The organism is Sphingobium sp. SCG-1 (genome assembly GCF_002953135.1).
Taxonomy (GTDB): domain Bacteria; phylum Pseudomonadota; class Alphaproteobacteria; order Sphingomonadales; family Sphingomonadaceae; genus Sphingobium.
Genome location: NZ_CP026372.1, coordinates 1,705,299 through 1,724,562, shown reverse-complemented (window position 1 = coordinate 1,724,562; position 19,264 = coordinate 1,705,299). Strand labels below are relative to the sequence as shown.

Here is a 19,264-nt window from a genome sequence, read left to right as displayed (position 1 = left end):
CCTCTCCCGCGAAAGGCGGCAGGGGGATTGAGGGCGGTCAGATCAATCCCGCCAGCGGACTGGACGGATCGGCATACATCCGTCGCCCCATGCGCCCGGCGAGATACGCCATGCGCCCCGCCTCGACGGCCGATTTCATCGCGCCCGCCATCAGTATGGGGTCGCGCGCCTCGGCTATCGCAGTGTTCATCAACACGCCGGCACAACCCAGTTCCATGGCCACCGCCGCTTCCGACGCAGTGCCCACGCCTGCATCGACCAGCACCGGCAGGGACGTGCCCTCGACGATCAGGCGGATCGTCACCTTGTTCTGAATGCCCAAGCCCGATCCGATCGGCGCACCCAGAGGCATGATCGCCACCGCACCCGCATTCTCCAGCCGCTTCGCGCCGATAGGGTCATCCACGCAATAGACCATCGGCTTGAAGCCTTCGTTTGCCAGAATCTCGGTCGCCCGCAACGTCTCCAGCATGTCGGGATAGAGCGTCCGCGCCTCGCCGAGCACTTCGAGCTTCACCAAATCCCAACCGCCCGCCTCGCGCGCCAGCCGCAAGGTGCGGATCGCGTCCTCGCCCGTAAAGCAGCCTGCGGTGTTGGGGAGATACGTCACTTTCTTGGGGTCGATATAGTCGGTCAGCATCGGCGCATTCGGGTCCGACACATTCACGCGGCGCACCGCGACCGTCACGATCTCCGCGCCCGATGCCTCCAGCGCAGCGGCATTCTGCGCGAAATCCTTATATTTGCCGGTGCCGACGATCAGGCGCGATCGGAACGTCTTGCCCGCAACCGTCCAGCTATCGTCCCGAACCGGCGCATGGTCGCCACCGCCGACAAAGTGCACGATCTCCAGTTCGTCGCCATCCTCGACCAGCACCTGCGCCAATGTGGAGCGCGGCACGACTTCCAGATTGCGCTCGACCGCCACTTTCTCCGGCACCAGCCCCATTTCGCTGGCAAGCTGCGCCAGTGTCATGCCTTCGCGGATGCGGCGATGTTCGCCGTTCACATGGATCGAAATGGTGCCGTCGACGCTCAATGGCCTGTCCTTCAGGGGTATGCTTGGCAAAACATGTCACGAGGCGCTAAACCCCTCGCGGGGCAATGCCTCACGGCGCATATAGGGACCGCGGCACGTTCGCCGCAACCCGTAATGAGGGAGTGGCAGGCTTGGCCGACAGCAGGAAAATCTTCGTTCTGAACGGTCCGAACCTCAATCTGCTCGGCACGCGGGAGCCGGAGATCTACGGCTATGACACGCTGGACGACATTGCCGAGCGGCTGGAGGACGTCGCGACGCGGGCGCATGTAGAGATCGAGTTTCTGCAATCCAATCATGAAGGCCACCTCATCGACTGGTTGCACGAGGCCAATGCGCAGGGCGCACATGCGGTGCTTTTGAACGCGGGCGGCCTCACCCACACCTCCATCGCCTTGCATGATGCGATCAAGAGCATCACCGTGCCCGTCATCGAGGTGCACTTGTCCAACCCGCACAGCCGCGAGGAATTTCGCCACAAAAGCTATGTAGGCATGGCCGCCAAGGGAACGATTGCGGGCTTCGGCGCGCTTTCTTACAGCCTGGCGCTGGAAGCGGCGCTGGAGTTGTAAGCGCCCAAAAGGTTGCGCTCCGCGACGAACCGCAATAGGCGCAGCGCCAATAGAGCACAAAAATCCCATGAGGGTCATCCATGAACGACAAGAGTGAACAGGGTATGCAGGTCGACGTCGCGCTGGTGCGCGCGCTGGCTGAAATGCTGGACGACACGAACCTGACCGAGATCGAAGTCGAGGACGGCGACCGCAAGATCCGCGTGGCGCGCAAAGCGCCTGCGATCAATGCCGCGCCCCAGATGTACGCGCCGCAGCCTGCGCCGGCCGCTGCCCCTGCGGCCACGCCTGCCCTCGCCGAAGCCGGTGCATCGGCCCCTGCCGTAAGCGCCAATGCCGTGAAGTCGCCGATGGTCGGCACTGCCTATCTCGCAGGCAACCCGGAGGCCGCAAACTTTATCAGCGTCGGCGCACAAGTGAAAGCCGGCGACACGCTGCTTATCGTGGAAGCCATGAAGGTCATGAACCCGATCCTCGCGCCCACCGCAGGCACCGTAAAGGCCGTGCTGGTCGAAAATGGCCAGCCGGTCGAATTCGATCAGCCGCTCGTCATTGTCGAATAATCGCACGCCCCATGAGCACCAAACTGTGAGCATCGAGAAAATCCTGATCGCCAATCGTGGCGAAATCGCGCTGCGCATCCATCGCGCCGCGCATGAGATGGGTATCAAAACGGTCGCGGTGCATTCCACGGCGGATGCCGATGCGATGCACGTGCGCCTCGCCGACGAAGCGATCTGCATCGGACCGCCCGCCGCGCGCGACAGTTATCTCAACATCCCCAACATCATTTCCGCCGCCGAAATCTCTGGCGCGGACGCGATCCATCCGGGCTACGGCTTCCTGTCGGAGAACGCGCAGTTCGCCGAAATCGTGGAAGCGCACGGCATCGCCTTCATCGGCCCGAAGCCCGAGCATATCCGCACCATGGGCGATAAGGTGGAGGCGAAGCGCACCGCTGGCGCATTGGGCCTGCCGCTGGTGCCCGGCTCCGACGGCGCGATCAGCGAAATCGGGGACGCCAAGCGGATCGCGGCGGACATCGGCTATCCCGTCATCATCAAGGCGGCATCGGGCGGCGGCGGGCGCGGCATGAAGATCGTACAGAGCCCTGACGAGCTCGAAACTCAGATGCAGCAGGCAGGCTCCGAAGCGAAAGCCGCGTTCGGCGACGCGACCGTCTATCTGGAGAAGTATCTGGGCAATCCCCGCCACATCGAATTTCAGATTTTCGGCGACGGCAAGGGCAATGCGATCCATCTGGGCGAGCGCGACTGCTCGCTCCAGCGCCGCCATCAGAAGGTGCTGGAGGAAGCGCCCTCCCCCGTCATCTCCGCCGCCGAGCGCGACCGGATGGGCGGGATCGTCTCCAAGGCGATGGCCGACATGGGCTATCGCGGCGCGGGCACCATCGAGTTCCTGTACGAGGACGGCGAGTTCTACTTCATCGAGATGAACACGCGCCTTCAGGTCGAGCATCCGGTGACGGAGATGATCACTGGCGTCGATCTGGTGCGTGAACAGATCCGCATTGCCGAAGGCCGTCCGTTGTCGGTCGAGCAGAAGGATCTCGTCTTCTCCGGCCACGCCATCGAATGTCGCATCAATGCCGAAGACCCGCGCACCTTCGCGCCGTCGCCCGGCACCGTCACGCGCTACCATGTCCCCGGCGGCATGCACGTCCGCGTCGATAGCGGCCTGTATCAGGGCTATAAAGTACCGCCCTATTACGACTCCATGATCGGCAAGCTGATCGTCTATGGCCGCACCCGGGAAGGCGCGATCATGCGGTTGAAGCGTGCGCTGGAGGAATATGTGATCGAGGGCATGAAGACCACGATCCCGCTCCATCAGGCACTGCTGCGCGATCCCGAGTTTCAGGACGGCGCGTATACGATCAAGTGGCTGGAGGAGTGGCTGGCGCGCGAGGGGGCGGAATGAAGGCCACCATCTACCACAATCCCGCCTGCGGCACGTCGCGCAAGACGCTCGCGATCCTTGAGGAGACACCGGGCGTCGAAGTGACCGTGGTCGAGTATCTAAAGACGCCGCCGTCTGCCGACACCCTGCGCGCGCTTTACGAGGATGCGGGCCTCACGCCGCAACAGGGTCTGCGCTTGCGCGGCACCGATGCGGTAGAGCGTGGTTTGCCCGATGCCGACGCGGAAACGGTACTGGCGGCGATGGCCGCGGAACCGATCCTGATCGAGCGCCCCCTTGTGCGCACGGACAAGGGGGCGGCGTTGTGCCGTCCGCAGGACAAGGTGCGGGACTTACTTTAGCGCGGCGGCTTCGAGCTAGGTCTGGACGCCGCTGGTGTTCGCAGCTCCAAAGGCGCACAGCCTTCTAACCACTTGAGACGCATAGCTATTTTTTCCTCGCCTGGGAACGTTGTCGCGCCAGCGGCGTAGTTGCCATGGATGCAGCCCGTTCGGGCCGCAGGCGAGGCGTTCATGGCGAGTCAGGATCAACATAGACGCAACGCGATCTTGGAACTCGAACACTATATGTCTCCAAACTCCTTTGACGAGCAGGAGTTGCTCAAGGAGATACTGGCGCTCACCTTCTACGAAGTGACGCACGCGACCGAGAGCGAGATGGCTGACATGCATATGCAGCCTCAGCAATGTCATAATAATGTGGCGGCCTGCATTGCGCTTGATCCTTCGGGAAGCAGCAGGACCGTTGCAGGTTGGTGGAAGCGCGGTGACGTGTTCTTATTCCATTCGGTCGTACTGTCGCAGTCACGCCTCCTGTGCGTGACGCCGATTGCCGACCGGACGCCGCTGGATTTTGCGCCAGATCCGTTGATCGAATGGCACGACATAAACGGCAGCAAGGTCGCCCGTCGATTGGGCAAGAAAGTGCCTTATATCGTGCGCCTGCATCCCGAGGACACCATCCAGGCTGCCAGGGACGCCCGGCAAGCGCTTATCGGCAACGCTGATCCCGAATAGATATTACCGCCGGAGTGACCGGCTCCTGATAGCATTTTCGCAGCCATGTCGTGAAACCGGGACCTGAAATGCGCCTGCTAGTTCGGGAGCGACGTGGCTTTCCGTCTCCTGCGACGCACACTTATCCAGCATTATCGCGAAAGTGTAACATTCCGGTGATCTATGCCTTGCCACGGGGCGGCGCGGGTGTTTAGCCTTAGGCCATGGTCAGGAACACCGAGTTGGCGACGATTGCGATCTACAGCCTGAAGGGCGGCGTGGGAAAAACGACCTTCGCGATCAACCTCGCATGGGCGTCGGCCACCATATCCAAGCGCCGCACGCTACTCTGGGACCTCGATCCGCAAGCGGCTGCGACCTGGCTGATTTCAGGCGACAAGACGGGCCGAGATGAGGCGACCGCGATCTTCAGCAAAGATGTCGATATCGACACACTGATCCGCCCTTCCACGATCCCCGGCATAGATTTGATCGCCGCCGACACATCGCTGCGCGGCCTCGACCGGCTGTTTTTCGATCTGGGCAAGAAGAAGCGGCTTGCGCGGCTGATCGACGGCCTTGGTAAATCCTATGACCGGATCATCCTCGATTGCCCGCCGGGCCTCACCGAAACCAGCGAGCAGGTGCTCCGCGCAGCCGATCTAGTGATCGTGCCGGTCATCCCCTCCCCTCTGTCGCAGCGCGCGCTTGGAGAAGTCGCGCGATACCTCGTGCAGCGTGGCGGCGGTCATGCGCCGATGCTACCGGTCTTTTCGATGGTCGATCGGCGGCGCGGTCTGCATCGCGCCGCGCTGGACGATCAGCCTGAGTGGCCGGTGATTCCTATGGCAAGCGCGGTCGAGCAGATGACGTCGAAGCGGATGCCGCTGGGCGCGTTCGCCGGGCGATCCCCCGCCGCACAGGAATTCGCGCAACTATGGACTGGCATCGAGCGGCGCCTCACACGCACTTAACGCCGCAGATCAGGCGACAGCGCTCGTCCGGTCGCCGCGGAATAGCAGCAGGGCTTCATTGGCAGGCATTGGTCGCCCGAAATAGAAGCCCTGAATCTTGGTGCAGCCCAGCGTGTTCACCATCTCGACTTCGGCTTGCGTCTCGACGCCTTCGGCAGTGGTCGCCATGCCGAGGCTGTTCGCCAGCGCGACGACCGCGCGAATGATCGCCAGGCTTTCAGGCACATTGCGCGCGGCGCTGACGACAAAGCTGCGATCGATCTTGATTGTGTTGAACCGGGTGCGGCTGAGATAGCCGAGCGAGGAATAGCCGGTCCCGAAGTCGTCGAGCGACAGCCGCACGCCCAGCGCCAACAACTGTTCCAATACCTCGGTCGCGGTGGTCCCTTCGCGCATGAACACGCTCTCGGTAACTTCCAGCTCCAGCCGGTGGGGCGGCAGGCCGCTTTGTGCAAGCGCCGACACGACACAGGCGACGAATTGCCCGTTGTGCAGTTGCTCTGCCGAAACATTCACGGCGATGCGCACGTCATGCGGCCAGTTCATCGCTTCGGCGCAGGCTGTGCGCAGCACCCATTCGCCGATCGGTGCAATCAGTCGCGCATCCTCCGCGACGGGAATGAACTTGGCCGGAGAAATCGCGCCCATTTCAGGATGCGTCCAGCGGACGAGCGATTCGAAACCTTCGATGGCCCCCGAAACGGCGTTCACGACTGGCTGATAGACGACGTGAAGCTGGTCCTTTTCCAGAGCCTCGCGCAATGCGATCTCCAACGTTCGGCGCTCTTCGGCATGGATGTGCAGGCGCGGCTCGTACTGGCAATGCACGCCGCCGCCTTCATCCTTCGCACGATACATGGCAAGGTCGGCGCTGCGGATCAGCGTCTCTGTGGTGCGGCCGTCGCGCGGCGCGATTGCCGATCCGATCGACGCGCCGATGTAGAGCGTATGCTGATCGACTTCATAGGGCCGCGATAAATATTCGATGACTCGCAGTGCGAATTGCTCGATGCGGTAGGTATCGGTGACATCGCGCATGACGATGGCGAATTCGTCGCCGCCGATACGACCGCAGGTTTCGCCCGGACCACAGGCTTTCATCAGGCGCAATGCGACCTGCTCCAGCAGCTTGTCGCCGACCTGATGGCCTAGCGTGTCGTTAATGGCCTTGAACCGGTCCAGATCGATCATCAGGAACGCGCAGCGGCTGTTCCACTTCGTCACGCCCTCCAGCGCGGCGCTCAGCGCTTCACTCAGTTGCAGGCGGTTGGGCAGATTGGTGAGTGCGTCGAAGCGGGCAAGCTGCGCGATCTTGTCCGAAGACTGCCGCTGCTGCGTCACGTCCGAACCGACACCGCGGAAGCCAAGGAAGCTGCCATTATCGTCCACGCGGGGCGACGCGGAGAGCTCCCACCAACGGATCGCGCCGCCTATTTCGACAGGCATGACGATGTTGCTGAAACTTTCGCGACGCTTCAGACGCTCGGCAAGGGCGCGCAATTCGGGCGTGAAGTTGCCGCTGTCCCAATCCTTGCCCGCCAGTATCTGCACCAGCGGCTTGCCTTCCAGTTCTTCCGGCGAGACGCCGAGGATGGCGGCGAAGCGCGGCGATACGCCGTTGATCCGGCGGGCGCTGTCGGTCTGCCATAGCCAGTCCGCGCCGCTGTCCTCGAACTCGCGCAGCAGCAAGCTGACGACTTCGCTTTTCTCGGCCAGTTCCGAACTGGTGCGAAGATGCGATCCGAAAGCGCGCGCATGTTTGAGGCTGGCGATCAGCAGGACCAGCGCGTAGCTGGTGGCGAGAGCGAGGAGGTTGGGGCCATATTCCCGCTCGAACAGCCAGAATCCGGATGTCCCTGCCGTGACGAGAAACCCGATAGCCGCCAACGGCAATGCCGAGAACGCGACTGCGGCACCCGCCATCAAACAACTGGTCAATGTCCACAGCGCTATGACTTGTTCAGGGTGGCCGGTTTGCGGCAGAGTAAAGGTCGCTGCCGCCCAGACCAGCCCCTGCGCGATATGGATAGCGCCATGGACGATGATGTCGCGGCGTTCCAACCCAGCATAATCGCGGCCGATACGTTTGCGGCTGAGACGAAACGACAGGGCCATCAGGCCAACCGCCGCCGCCGTCCAGCCAATCAGGATCGGCAAGCGCGTCGTCGCGACGAATACGTTCCAGACGAAGACAATGACGAAGATGTTGAGAACAAGCTGCAACATGTGCAGCCGGTCAGTCGACCAAAGTTGCCGACGGTACAGAAGGTCCGCCGATGCAGGCGGCGCGACGGCGAGGCCGGTCAACATCAGGAGGGACATTTTTTCCCCGCCTGCATCGGGCGATCTGGACGATTCTGTGCTCACCACGCCGTTCTGGCAGCAGAGGGTTAGCAATCTGTTAGCGAAACGAACTTTCCGCGCCGGGATCAAATCCGTTTCGGCGACATGATGCCACGCAAAATGGCGGCGCATCGCTGCGCCGCCATTGCAGAATCCGACCGAAAATCAGGCCGCTATGTCGTAAGGCCTGATTTCGCCGGACAGATACAGGTTGCGCGCCTTTGATCGGCTGAGCTTGCCCGAGCTGGTGCGCGGCAAGGTGCGCGGCGGCACCAGTTCGACCACGCAGTTCATGCCCGTTATCGCCCGGACGCGCTCGCGGATTTCATCGCGAAGGCGTGAGCGTTCCTCATTGTCGGACGTGCGGCAATGCACCAGCACGGCGGGCGCTTCTTCACCACCCGGCGTCGTGATCGCGAAAGCGGCGATGTCGCCCTGCTTGAAGCCGGGCAATTGCTCCACGGCCCATTCGATATCCTGCGGCCAGTGATTTTTGCCGTTGATGATAATCATGTCCTTGGCGCGGCCGACGATGTAGAGGTAGCCGTCCGACAGATAACCCATGTCACCGGTATCGAGCCATCCGTCCGCCATGCAGGCGTCGGTCGCTTCCTGATCGCGGAAATAGCCGACCATCAGTGACGGACCAGTGGTCCACACCTTGCCAATCTGGCGCTCATTTAGCGGCGTGCCGTCCTCGTCGCGGATCTGCACGATCATGTCCTTGGCGGGCTTGCCGCAATTCACGATCGCGCGGAAACGCTGCGGACGGCCCTCGGTCGCGAATCCGCCCGACAGATCGGTTTCCTCGACCAGTTCGACCACGATTCCCTCGCCCGGCGGCATGATCGTGACCGCCAAGGTCGCTTCGGCAAGGCCATAGCTCGGCAGGAAGGCGCTCGGCGAGAAGCCCGCATCGGCGAACGCGTCGACGAAGCTCTGCATCACATCAGGGCGAATCATGTCCGCACCATTGCCCGCAAGCCGCCACCGCGACAGGTCGAAGCGGTCGGCCGCCTTGGTCTGGCTCGACATGCGGCGCGCGCAGATATCGTAGCCGAAGGTCGGCGAGTAGCTGATCGACGTGCCTTCGTTGCGACTGATGAGGTCGAGCCATGCCAGCGGGCGCCTCGCAAAATCCTCGGTCTTCATGTAATCGGCGGAAACCTGATTGGCGACCGGCGAGAGGAAGCAGCCGACGAGGCCCATGTCGTGATACCAGGGAAGCCAGCTTATGCAGCGGTCGCTGTCCTGTACCTGCATGCCGTGGCTGTGCGCCGACAAGTTGCTGAGCAGCGCCTTGTGTGTCACCGCGACGCCATGCGGAAAGCGCGTCGATCCGCTGGAATATTGCAGATAGGCGATGTCGTCGGTCGCCGCCTGTGGGAGCGGGCATGGGTGCGCGGCGCGGGCAAGAAAGGTGTCGTAGGCCATCGGCTCGACATTCCGCTGACGCGCCGCTTCGCCTGCCATCTCAGCCAGTTCGGAAGGGAAGAACAGCATCGTTGGATCGCTGCTCGAAAGCTGCACGACCAACTGATCGATATAGCTTTCCTTGCCGCCAAAGCTGGTCGGCAGCGGCAGCGGCACAGGCCATGCGCCGGCGTAGACGATGCCGAAAAACAGTTGCGCGAATTCCGGCCCGGTTTCCGCGACCAATGCGATCCGGTCTTTGGGCCGCACACCGTGGGCCATCAGTCGATAGGCGCAATCCATCGCATCGCGCCGCAGGTCGGAATAGGGATATACTTTCGCCAGATTGCCGCGCGGATCATGGAAGTTGAGGCCGCGAAGTCCCTGCGCCGCATAATCCAGCGCCTCGCCCAGCGTCGCGAAATCAGACAGCCGCCGGGGCAGGCTGTCCTGCGTCGGAGTCGAAATCATCTGCGTCTGCATAACCGTCATATTGGTGTCACCCAATGAAATCATCCTGTTAATACGTCCGGGGCCGACGCAAATTGCCGGTCGCACCGCATATCGAACTCCAGCGTGCACTTCTAGCGCATAAGGCGCGTTCAAATTCCGGCCCGACTGTGGCACAAAAGTGGCGCGTGACCACCTCCCCCTCCTTCGACCGTGCCAAAAAGCCGCGTCCGCCGCTCAACGAAACGAAGCTGCGTGACCTTGCGTTGCATTATGTCGGGCGCTTCGCGACGACCCGGTCGAAGCTGATCGCTTACCTGAACCGTAAGATCAACGAGCGAGGCTGGGATGGGCCGCAACCGCCCGATCCGGTCGAACTGGCCGGGCGGCTCGCCGAACTGGGCTATATCGACGACGCCGGATTTGCCGCAATGAAGGGAGCGGCATTGACCCGGCGCGGCTTTGGCACCCGGCGCGTGGGCGAAGCTCTACGCGCGGCGGGCGTTGACGAGACTGACCGCGCGCCCGCGATGGATGATGCGGCGTCCGCAAAATGGGCGGCGGCCGACGCTTTTGCCCGTCGCAAGCGCCTCGGTCCCTATGCCGCCGCGCCGGTCGAGCGCGAAAAACGCGATAAGCAGATTGCAGCCTTCTTACGCGCAGGCCACGATTATGCGATGGCGCGGATCTGGATCGACGCCGCCCCAGGGGAGATACCCGAACGTGAAGAGTAAATCCTGTGCCCTTTTGCCGCTGCTGCTGCTCGCCTCCGCGTGCTCCAACAAGGCTCCCGCTGATAATGCCGCTGTCGTGCAGGACTCCGCGAAGGCAGCCACGATCCCGCTCGTCATCTCCAGCAAGGGCAAGCTGCATCGCTTCGACGTGGAGACCGCCGTCACGCCCGAGGAACAGGAACAGGGCCTCATGTTCCGCACCGATCTACCCAACGACGGCGGCATGGTGTTCCCGATGAAACCGCCGCGTACTGCGAGTTTCTGGATGAAGAATACTGTTATCCCGCTCGACATGCTGTTCGTCGCGCCTGACGGGACGATCGCCTTCATCGGCGCGAACCGAAAGCCATATTCCCGCGAACCTGCCTCGGCAGGCGTGCCCGTTGCAGGCGTGGTGGAATTGCGCGGAGGCCGTGCTGCGGAACTTGGACTGGCGGAAGGCGACAAGGTACAATGGGGCTACTGTGCGGTGCCTGGCGCTGCCACTACGCAACCAAGCGCGGCCCCAAGCTTCTGCCCCTAACCTGCCATTGCGATGCGGCAAAACTGCCTTGCCAATGCACCCTGCCCGGCGCTAAGCGAAGGTCATGGGCATATTGGCTAACATCTTCACCTGGTGGAACGGCGCCACCATCGGCACCGCGCTCTGGAGCAAGCGCAACGGATCGCGAGTGGGCGAGGATTATGAGGGCAATGTCTATTTCCAAGGTGGCAAGGGCATCGATGGCAACCCACGCCGCTGGGTGATGTACAAAGGCTCCAACGACGCCAGCCGCGTACCTGCTGAATGGCACGGCTGGCTGCACCACACATTCGAGGAGGCCCCTGAGAGCGCGCTGCCCCCGCCGCGGATCTGGGAAAAGGAATTTACGCCCAACCTCACCGGCACGCCGCAGGCTTACCGTCCAAGCGGCGCGATCGAAAAAGGCGGCAAGCGCCAGAGCGCGACCGGTGACTATGAGGCGTGGACGCCCGACGCGGGCTGAAGACTTTGCTTGCTGAGGTTCAACGTAAACGGCCGCGGACTTTTTCCGGCAACTGACATGATAGGTGAACGTTGACCCTTTAGCGGGACCAGGTCGGTAACCCGACTTGGGAGAACCTTCGTGTCCGATGCCAATGCCATTGCCCGCTTTTCAATCTCCTGCATCGCCGCGATCGTCGCGACCACCCCGGCTATAGCGGAAACGCCGCGTGAATTACTCACAACCGCCGCGTTCCAGACGCAGGACAAAGCCAAGGCGCTGGCGCTCGTCGGACAGGCGATCTCCGCGTCAGAAAAGATACTTGCGTCCCGCCCTAACGATCACGAAGCGACTCTTCAGCGCGGGGTGGCTATCGGCTATCGCGCCAAGCTGACGCGCAGCCGATCGGACGCGCGGGCGTCGCTCGATATCTTCGAAGCACTGGCAGCGCGTGATGCCAAAGACGCCGAAGCGCAGATGGTGATTGCTGGATGGCATCTGGACGCCATCGACCAGTTGGGCAGCTTCATGGCCCGCACCGTGCTCGGCGCAAAGGCCCAGACCGGAGAAGTGGCCCTGGCGCGCGCCGTGTCGCTCGGCGGCCAGCGTGCCTTCTTTTCCGGTCTGGCTGCGATGATGCAAATCCGCCTCGACAGCGATAACGTCGCCAAGGCACGTAAGCTTGCCGAAGCTGCCGCTACTGCCCAAAGTCCAACGCCTCTGGACGCTTTGATGAAACGCAACGCAGTCGCGATCCTCCCTGCCCTGCGCGCCAGCAACGGTAAAGCAGCCGCCGCATTGGCCAAGAAGCTACTGCCCTTCGGGACACTCAGAAGTTAGCGCAAGATCACGCGCTTACTCTCAGTCGCGCATCACTGCGACGATCAGGTGAACGTATCCGATCTGGCTATGGTCGAAGTTGGCGATCACCCGGCCCTGTTGGAGTGTGATATGATCGCGGTCGCGGGCGAGCAGCGTACCGATCGTTACCGCCTGATCTTCTTCCCCACGCCGTAGACTTACGAGCACATCCGTGCCGACGGGCGCTGGCTTTATCTTGTCGATCAAAAGCATCTCACCCGTCTTGATCCGTGGCGCCATGGCATTGCCCGGAACATAGGCCGTCACGAAACGATCCATATCCCGCACCGTCAGATAGGGTGGGGCCTGAATCTGCGCGGTATCGGGCACCAGCGTGTAAAGTTCAAAATCAGGCGGAACCACCATGCCGGCCATACCCGCCGACCTCTTGAACTCGCCGAGCAGCAGTAGTGGAACATGCGCTTCATCTGGCACATGCGACACGCTCAAAGCGGAGTTGCCGGGATAGGCGTCCGGGAATGCTGCATGGATCTTCGTCAGCGTACGCATCGACAACGTGTAACTGACCGATGGCGTCGGATAAATGCGTGTCAGCGTGGATGGCGAAAGCCCAGCAGCGCGCGCAATTTCTGTGATCGACAGACCGGTATGAGCGACGATGCGGTGCAGTAGCGCACATGCCCGCTTCTGCTCGGGATCGGCGATTTCCAGCATCGCGGCGGGTGTGCGAACTGGCGGCAGGAAGGATGTCATGGACGACATGGTGATTGCATTCATATTTGGCGAACCCTTGCATCTTTTGTGCAACTGCGTTCTTGCGGAAAATCGTCCGAGATGAAAGTTAACTTGGATTAATATGCGATGGAAAGGGCGATAATGGCGGTAACTTGCTGCGGCGCCGAACTGTTGAAAAACCACCAACCCGTTCTATCCGCGCAATTTATTAATTGCGTTTTCTCACTGATCTGCTCACCCTAATTTGCGCGCTGTTAATCTTCAGCCAGATCGAATGAATGTGGATCTCGCAGATGAGGCTTACACTTGGCTTAGTAGAGCCGCGACGTCCCGCCCTGTCACGCCAGCTTCACGCTCCACCAAAGCGCCGAATGCAGCCTCGGCATATTGTCCTGCTCCGCTATCCAGCGCAGCCCGCCCGCGTCCCAGCGGGACACCGTCCACCGCTGCCGTCAGCAACTTCAGATACGCCGCCTGCCGTATTTCCACTGCCCCGAGCGAGCGCAAATGATCGGTCAGGAACTGGCAATCGAGTAGCGAAAATCCGCCGACCCGCAGTCGCGCGACCAGCCACGCAAGCGCCACTTTCGACGCATCGGTCCGCCGCGAGAACATGCTCTCGCCAAAGAATGCCCTCCCAAGAGATACGCCATAAAGTCCGCCAACCAGCGCGTCGCCTTCCCAGCACTCCACGCAATGCGCAAAACCTAGCCGATGCAGTTCCAGATAGGCCGTTTCGATACTATGGTTGATCCATGTCGACGGCCGGTCAGGCGCGGCTTCGGCACAGAGCGCTACGACAGCGGCAAAATCGCTGTTTGCCCGCACGGTGAAGCGGTCTCGCCGGATCGTCCGCGCCAGCGAGCGCGACAGATTGAAGCCGTCCAACGGAAGTATCGCCCGCTTTTTGGGTTCCACCCAATAGATATCCTCTGCGTCGCGGTCGTCGGACATCGGAAACACGCCGATGGCGTAAGCCTGAAGCAGCAGAACGGGGTCGATCGTCATTGCCCGCAACGCTACGATGCTTTGGCGCCCGCGCCAACCGGTTACGCGGTTCTACCGATCGCATCCGCCGCCGGACAGAACTTGCGGCAAAGCCCTTGCCCTGACGCCTCGCCCAAGCTAAAGCGCCCGTCTTCGCCGGCACAGGAGCGTAGCTCAGTTGGTAGAGCGTCGGTCTCCAAAACCGAATGCCGTGGGTTCGAGTCCCTCCGCTCCTGCCATTGGCTTGCACCCCAACGGGTACAAGTCTATGGAACGCGAAGAAAATTTGGTCGCGGAGCAGTGACCGCATCCGGGGTGCCCTACAGAGGCAAGGCCCGGAGGGCGGTGTATTGCTTCGCGGTTTGTGTTGTTTTTGAACGGGTTGAGTAACTCTCATGGCCAAGACGTCCCCAGCGGAATTCGTCAATCAGGTGCGCGCGGAAGCGTCGAAGATTGTATGGCCCACGAGTCGGGAAACGATGATGACGACCGTTATGGTCGTGATCATGACGTCGATCCTTGGCCTGTTCTTCTTCAGCATCGACAGCGTTTTCGGTGCAGTGGTGAAGTGGCTGCTTGCAATGGCCGCAGGCCAGCGCTGAGCGTCACGGGAAGCAACAGACAGACGGTACAGGCGGGAGTTTCGGTAAGTTCATGGCGCGTTGGTACATCATCCATGCCTATTCAGGCTTCGAGAACAAGGTCCGCGACTCGATCGTGGCCGACGCCGAACGCCTGGGCCTGTCCCAGCTTGTCGAATCGGTCGAGGTTCCGGTCGAGACCGTCACCGAAGTCCGTCGCGGCAAGAAAGTGCAGTCGGAACGGAAGTTCTTCCCCGGCTACGTCCTTGCGAAGCTTGCGATGAACGACGACGTCTATCACCTCGTCAAGAACACGCCCAAGGTCACCGGCTTCCTTGGCTCCATGGGTAAGCCGCAGGCTATCAGCGAAGCCGAAGCCGCACGCATCCTGAATACCAAGGAAGAGGCCGCCGCCAATCCTAAGACCCGCGTCACGGTCAATTACGAGATCGGCGACAGCGTCAAGGTTCTGGACGGTCCCTTCGCCAGCTTCAACGGCGTGGTCGAGGAACTAGATTTCGAAAAGAGCCGCGTGAAGGTGTCCGTGTCGATCTTCGGCCGTGCGACGCCCGTGGAACTGGACTTCGAGCAGGTCGAACTGTCGAAGTAAGAAATTTCCGGGAGACCGGGAATAAGACGCGGGAGGCTGATCCTCGGATTGGCTGTCTGACCGCTAAACTTGAACCGGACGGTGCATCTGCCCCGTTCAGCAACAGAGTGAGTACACATGGCTAAAAAGATTACGGGCTATATCAAGCTCCAGGTGCCTGCGGGCGCCGCCAACCCGTCCCCGCCGATCGGCCCTGCTCTGGGTCAGCGCGGCGTGAACATCATGGAATTCTGCAAGGCGTTCAACGCACAGACCGGCGACGTGGAAAAGGGCACGCCCCTCCCCACCGTCATCACCGTGTTCGCCGACCGCAGCTTCACCTTCAAGACCAAAACGCCGCCCGCGACGTTCCTGATCAAGAAGGCCGCTGGCCTGAAGTCGGGTTCGAAAGAGCCGGGCAAGGTAGTTGCCGGAAAGATCAAGCGCTCGCAGCTGAGCGAAATCGCGCAGGCGAAGATGGCCGATCTCAACGCGAACGACATCGAAGCCGCGACGAAGATCATCGAAGGCAGCGCCCGCGCAATGGGCCTCGAAGTGGTGGAGGGCTAAGACATGGCAAAGCTGACCAAGAAGGCAAAGGCTCTGGCCACCGCCGTCGATCGCAACAAGCTGCACGGCGTTGATGACGCGCTGGCACTGATAAAGACGCACGCGACCGCCAAGTTCGACGAATCCGTCGAAGTCGCGATCAACCTGGGCGTCGATCCCCGTCACGCCGACCAAATGGTCCGTGGTGTTGTCACCCTGCCCGCTGGCACCGGCAAGACCGTTCGCGTCGCCGTGTTCGCCCGTGGCGACAAGGCTGAAGCGGCGACCGCCGCTGGCGCCGACATCGTGGGTGCGGAAGATCTGCTCGACAGCATCCAGGCTGGCAACATCGACTTCCAGCGCGTGATCGCGACGCCGGACATGATGGGCCTCGTCGGCCGCTTGGGTAAGGTTCTGGGTCCAAAGGGCCTGATGCCGAACCCGAAGCTTGGCACCGTGACCCCGAACGTCGCGGAAGCCGTGAAGGCAGCCAAGGGCGGCCAGATCGAATTCCGCGTTGAAAAGGCCGGCATCATCCACGCTGGTCTGGGCAAGGCGAGCTTCAGCCAGGACGACCTGCGCAAGAACTTCGACGCGTTCGTCGATGCGATCGTGAAGGCCAAGCCAACCGGTTCGAAGGGCAAGTACGTCCGCAAGATCGCCCTGTCGTCCTCGATGGGTCCGGGCGTGAAGGTTGACGTGTCGGAAGTCGCTTCGGCCTGATCTGACAATCACTGAACAAACAAGACCCTGTTCTCCTGAGTGAGAGCGGGGTCTTTTTGTGTCTGGCGTCCATGCAGACTTCGGCACGCCGCAATGCTATCGCCGAGCTATGACCGCCCCCCTCCTCCCCACAATCGCTCCGCAGATCGCTCCGGTGCTCCAGTGGCTCGGCATCATCGGCACGGCGCTATTTGCGGCGTCCGGCGCGCTGGCAGCCGCACGGTTGCAACAGACGCTTGTGACATTCGCCTTCTTCGCACTGGTGACAGGCGTCGGCGGCGGCACGGTGCGCGACCTGCTGATCGGAGCGCCCGTATTCTGGGTGCACGATCCCGTGCCCGCTATAGCTTGCGGGATCGCAGCGCTTCTCGTGTGGCTCACGCCGACAAGTTGGTGGCACGGCAATGACGGCCGAGGGCGCGCGTTGGATTGGCTCGACGCTGTGGGCCTCGCAGCATTTGCGGTATTCGGCGCGGCAAAGGCGATCTCGTTCGGCATTCCGCCGTTTGTCGCCGCGATCATGGGTGTGGTGACCGGCTGCGTCGGCGGCATCATCCGCGACCTCCTAGCGGGCGAACCATCGATCCTGTTGCGCCCCGAAATCTACGTCACCGCCGCAGCGTTGGCATCAGGACTGTTCGTGATGTTGGCGGCGCTAGGCGTGCCAGTGCCAGTGGCTAGTGTCATCGCCGCCGTCGCCGGGTTTGTGCTGCGGGCGACAGCGATCGTCAACGGATTGGCCTTACCCGGCTATCGACGGGGATAGAAGGGCGTCGAAGGCCTTCCAGCGAAGGAGTAAAGCACCACGCCGCGATCGAGCTTATCAGTGGCGTTAGCTTGAAGCGTAACTTGCCTCTACCTCTGCGCTTGCACCGCCACGCTTGCCTCTCTAGCTTTCGCGCGAAACATCAGGAGTGCGATCATGGCCACCGCGATTCAAGAAATTCCGCTCAAGACCATCCTCAACGACGATGCCAGCCTGGCCGATTATGCAGGTAATGTCGTGCTGGTCGTCAACGTCGCATCGAAGTGCGGGCTGACGCCGCAATATGAGGGGCTGGAAAAGCTCTATTCGCAGTACAAGGATCAGGGTCTGGTCGTCACCGGCTTTCCAGCGAACGACTTCGGCGCGCAGGAGCCCGGCACGAATGAGGAAATCGCGAGTTTCTGCACGACGAATTTCGGCGTCGATTTCCCGATGTTCTCCAAGGTGACGGTGACGGGGCCGGACAAGCATCCGCTGTTCGCCGCGCTGACGGAGGCCGCGCCCGTTGCCAAGGGCGATGGCAAGGGCTTTCGCGAAAAGCTGCGCGGATATGGCATGACGCCCAATCCGGAGCCGGAGTTGCTGTGGAACTTCGAGAAATTTCTGATCGGCCGCGATGGCAATGTGGCCGCCCGTTTCGCGCCGACTACTGCGCCCGACGATGCCGAGCTGGTGGCGGCCATCGAAGCGGAGTTGGCCAAGTAGGATGCAGGCTGCACTGCGATCCACTGTTGCCGCCGTCGGCCTGATGCTGGCGATACCGGCGCAGGCGGCGCTTTCCCCCGCTGAGCAGAAGATGATCGCAGCGGTCGATGCGGACCATGACCGGTCGGTCGCGCTCCTGGAAAAGCTGGTGAACCAGAACAGCGGTTCGCTGAACCTTGCAGGTGTCGAGGCGGTTGGCGCAATGGTGCGGCCGGAACTGGAGGCGCTGGGCTTTACCGTCGTCTGGAAGCCGATGGCGCAAACTAAGCGCGCCGGGCACATCATCGCGACGCACTGGGGGAAGTCCGGCACGACGAAGATGCTGCTGATCGGGCACCTCGACACGGTGTTCGAGCCGGATTCGCCCTTTCAGAAATTCGTGCGCGAGGGCGACAAGGCGCAGGGTCCGGGCGCGGGCGACGACAAAGGCGGGATGGTCGTTATGCTGGCGGCTCTGCGCGCGATGCAGGCGGCGGGCACGCTGAAGGACGCGAATATCGAAGTCGTCCTGACCGGGGACGAGGAAGATACGGGCGACCCCATCGACATTGCGCGCGGCGACCTGATCGCGGCGGGCAAGCGGGCTGACGTTGCGCTGGAGTTCGAAGGACTGGCTGTCGAGAACGGCGCCGACATGGGATCGATCGCGCGGCGGTCCTCCAATAGCTGGACAGTGACGACGAGGGGCAAATCGGGGCATAGCTCGGGCATATTCTCAGCCAGTGCCGGGGATGGCGCGATCTATGAGCTGGCGCGGATCGTAGCAACGTTTCGCAAGGAATTGCCCGAACCCAATCTGACGTTCAACGTGGGGCTGATCGGTGGCGGGCAGAGTGCCGACCTGGACGCAGGCGGCGTGCGGATCGCGGCGACGGGCAAGACGAATATCATCCCGTCCATTGCCATCGCGCGCGGCGACTTTCGGACGTTGAGCCAGGAACAGACCGATCGCGTCGTCGCGAAGATGAATACCATCGTCGCGGCGCACGCGCCCGGCACCGGCGCGACGATCCTGTTCGATCAAGGCTATCCGCCGATGGCGCCGACGTCGGGCAATCGCGCATTGCTGGCGAAGTTGAACGTCATCAATACGGACCTCAAACTGGCGAAGATGCCCGAGCTCGATCCGCTGAAGCGTGGCGCGGGCGATATCGCCTTCGTTGCGGCGGACACCGATGGGTTGGTCGGACTCGGCCCCAGCAGCCAGGGCGATCATGCGCCGGGGGAAACAGTCGATTTGGCCAGCATTAAACGTCAGGCCAAGCGCGCCGCGATACTGATGTCGCGGCTGGCCGGAGAAGCGGGGAAGAAATAACGCCGCAATCGCAAATGCGTTTGTTGCATGTGTGGAACGCTCTTCGATGTGCGCCGTTACGCTGCC

Annotated in this window: 22 protein-coding genes and 1 tRNA gene; 18 read left to right on the top strand and 5 right to left on the bottom strand. The window is 62.0% G+C overall.

The features are described from left to right. Positions 1–37: 37 nt before the first annotated feature. Complete coding sequence (gene thiS / locus C1T17_RS07835; protein ID WP_104952967.1) at positions 38–1,039, bottom strand: sulfur carrier protein ThiS; 1,002 nt, start codon at positions 1,037–1,039, stop codon at positions 38–40. A gap of 131 nt (positions 1,040–1,170) precedes the next feature. Here thiS and aroQ point away from each other — a divergent pair, with 131 nt between their 5' ends. The 6 genes from aroQ (at position 1,171) to C1T17_RS07805 (ending at position 5,521) form a co-directional block, all read left to right on the top strand. Next, positions 1,171–1,611: a type II 3-dehydroquinate dehydratase gene (gene aroQ, locus C1T17_RS07830; RefSeq protein ID WP_104955080.1), complete on the top strand. Its 441-nt coding sequence runs from the start codon at positions 1,171–1,173 to the stop codon at positions 1,609–1,611. An 80-nt stretch (positions 1,612–1,691) separates the two neighbouring features. Continuing rightward, positions 1,692–2,174 carry an acetyl-CoA carboxylase biotin carboxyl carrier protein gene (accB, locus tag C1T17_RS07825; protein WP_104952966.1) on the top strand — a complete coding sequence of 161 codons (483 nt, stop codon included), beginning with the start codon at positions 1,692–1,694 and terminating at the stop codon, positions 2,172–2,174. 25 nt (positions 2,175–2,199) lie between these two features. Beyond that, positions 2,200–3,552 (top strand): acetyl-CoA carboxylase biotin carboxylase subunit, encoded by a 1,353-nt coding sequence (accC, locus tag C1T17_RS07820; RefSeq protein ID WP_104952965.1) that lies wholly within the window; start codon positions 2,200–2,202, stop codon positions 3,550–3,552. Further along, positions 3,549–3,893 (top strand): arsenate reductase family protein, encoded by a 345-nt coding sequence (locus tag C1T17_RS07815; RefSeq protein WP_104952964.1) that lies wholly within the window; start codon positions 3,549–3,551, stop codon positions 3,891–3,893. The genes accC and C1T17_RS07815 overlap by 4 nt, the downstream gene beginning before the upstream one ends. Positions 3,894–4,118: 225 nt before the next feature. Continuing rightward, positions 4,119–4,568: a hypothetical protein gene (locus C1T17_RS07810; protein ID WP_145958968.1), complete on the top strand. Its 450-nt coding sequence runs from the start codon at positions 4,119–4,121 to the stop codon at positions 4,566–4,568. Positions 4,569–4,771: 203 nt separating this feature from the next. After that, positions 4,772–5,521, top strand: a complete 750-nt coding sequence (locus tag C1T17_RS07805; protein WP_104952962.1) for a ParA family protein — start codon at positions 4,772–4,774, stop codon at positions 5,519–5,521. Between the two features lie 9 nt (positions 5,522–5,530). On the opposite strand, the gene C1T17_RS07800 is transcribed toward C1T17_RS07805, so the two are convergent. Further along, entirely contained in the window at positions 5,531–7,843 is a 2,313-nt protein-coding gene (locus C1T17_RS07800) for a putative bifunctional diguanylate cyclase/phosphodiesterase (protein WP_104955079.1), read from the bottom strand. A gap of 186 nt (positions 7,844–8,029) precedes the next feature. Continuing rightward, on the bottom strand, positions 8,030–9,793 hold the full coding sequence (locus C1T17_RS07795; RefSeq protein WP_223262854.1) for a fatty acyl-AMP ligase: 1,764 nt from the start codon (positions 9,791–9,793) through the stop codon (positions 8,030–8,032). 122 nt (positions 9,794–9,915) lie between these two features. Here C1T17_RS07795 and C1T17_RS07790 point away from each other — a divergent pair, with 122 nt between their 5' ends. From C1T17_RS07790 to C1T17_RS07775, 4 genes are all read left to right on the top strand, one after another. Continuing rightward, positions 9,916–10,461, top strand: a complete 546-nt coding sequence (locus tag C1T17_RS07790) for a regulatory protein RecX (RefSeq protein ID WP_104955077.1) — start codon at positions 9,916–9,918, stop codon at positions 10,459–10,461. Beyond that, the gene (locus C1T17_RS07785) at positions 10,451–10,984 is read left to right on the top strand and encodes a DUF192 domain-containing protein (RefSeq protein ID WP_223262853.1); all 534 of its coding nucleotides are present in this window, start codon (positions 10,451–10,453) and stop codon (positions 10,982–10,984) included. Before C1T17_RS07790 ends, C1T17_RS07785 begins: the two co-directional genes overlap by 11 nt. Positions 10,985–11,048: 64 nt before the next feature. Then, positions 11,049–11,447, top strand: coding sequence for an NADH:ubiquinone oxidoreductase subunit NDUFA12 (locus C1T17_RS07780; protein ID WP_104952960.1), 399 nt, complete (start codon positions 11,049–11,051; stop codon positions 11,445–11,447). 138 nt (positions 11,448–11,585) lie between these two features. Next, on the top strand, positions 11,586–12,266 hold the full coding sequence (locus tag C1T17_RS07775) for a hypothetical protein (protein ID WP_223262916.1): 681 nt from the start codon (positions 11,586–11,588) through the stop codon (positions 12,264–12,266). 21 nt (positions 12,267–12,287) lie between these two features. On the opposite strand, the gene C1T17_RS07770 is transcribed toward C1T17_RS07775, so the two are convergent. Beyond that, the gene (locus C1T17_RS07770) at positions 12,288–13,025 is read right to left on the bottom strand and encodes a helix-turn-helix domain-containing protein (protein WP_104952958.1); all 738 of its coding nucleotides are present in this window, start codon (positions 13,023–13,025) and stop codon (positions 12,288–12,290) included. Between the two features lie 258 nt (positions 13,026–13,283). Beyond that, complete coding sequence (gene aat / locus C1T17_RS07765) at positions 13,284–13,991, bottom strand: leucyl/phenylalanyl-tRNA--protein transferase (RefSeq protein ID WP_104952957.1); 708 nt, start codon at positions 13,989–13,991, stop codon at positions 13,284–13,286. Positions 13,992–14,133: 142 nt separating this feature from the next. On the opposite strand from aat, the gene C1T17_RS07760 reads away from it, so the two are divergent. The 8 genes from C1T17_RS07760 to C1T17_RS07725 all read left to right on the top strand — a co-directional run bounded on the left by C1T17_RS07760 (position 14,134) and on the right by C1T17_RS07725 (position 19,198). Beyond that, positions 14,134–14,209 (top strand) — tRNA-Trp (locus C1T17_RS07760). Positions 14,210–14,365: 156 nt separating this feature from the next. Continuing rightward, positions 14,366–14,572 (top strand): preprotein translocase subunit SecE, encoded by a 207-nt coding sequence (secE, locus tag C1T17_RS07755; protein WP_104952956.1) that lies wholly within the window; start codon positions 14,366–14,368, stop codon positions 14,570–14,572. Positions 14,573–14,624: 52 nt separating this feature from the next. Continuing rightward, positions 14,625–15,161: a transcription termination/antitermination protein NusG gene (gene nusG / locus C1T17_RS07750; protein WP_104952955.1), complete on the top strand. Its 537-nt coding sequence runs from the start codon at positions 14,625–14,627 to the stop codon at positions 15,159–15,161. Positions 15,162–15,278: 117 nt separating this feature from the next. Continuing rightward, a complete protein-coding gene (gene rplK / locus C1T17_RS07745; protein WP_104952954.1) occupies positions 15,279–15,710 on the top strand; it encodes a 50S ribosomal protein L11 in 432 nt (143 codons plus the stop codon). Positions 15,711–15,713: 3 nt separating this feature from the next. Beyond that, positions 15,714–16,412 carry a 50S ribosomal protein L1 gene (rplA, locus tag C1T17_RS07740; RefSeq protein WP_104952953.1) on the top strand — a complete coding sequence of 233 codons (699 nt, stop codon included), beginning with the start codon at positions 15,714–15,716 and terminating at the stop codon, positions 16,410–16,412. Positions 16,413–16,521: 109 nt separating this feature from the next. After that, a complete protein-coding gene (locus C1T17_RS07735) occupies positions 16,522–17,178 on the top strand; it encodes a trimeric intracellular cation channel family protein (RefSeq protein ID WP_104952952.1) in 657 nt (218 codons plus the stop codon). Positions 17,179–17,334: 156 nt separating this feature from the next. Then, complete coding sequence (locus C1T17_RS07730; RefSeq protein WP_104952951.1) at positions 17,335–17,883, top strand: glutathione peroxidase; 549 nt, start codon at positions 17,335–17,337, stop codon at positions 17,881–17,883. Position 17,884: 1 nt separating this feature from the next. Continuing rightward, positions 17,885–19,198, top strand: coding sequence for a M20/M25/M40 family metallo-hydrolase (locus C1T17_RS07725; protein ID WP_104952950.1), 1,314 nt, complete (start codon positions 17,885–17,887; stop codon positions 19,196–19,198). Positions 19,199–19,264: the final 66 nt, after the last annotated feature.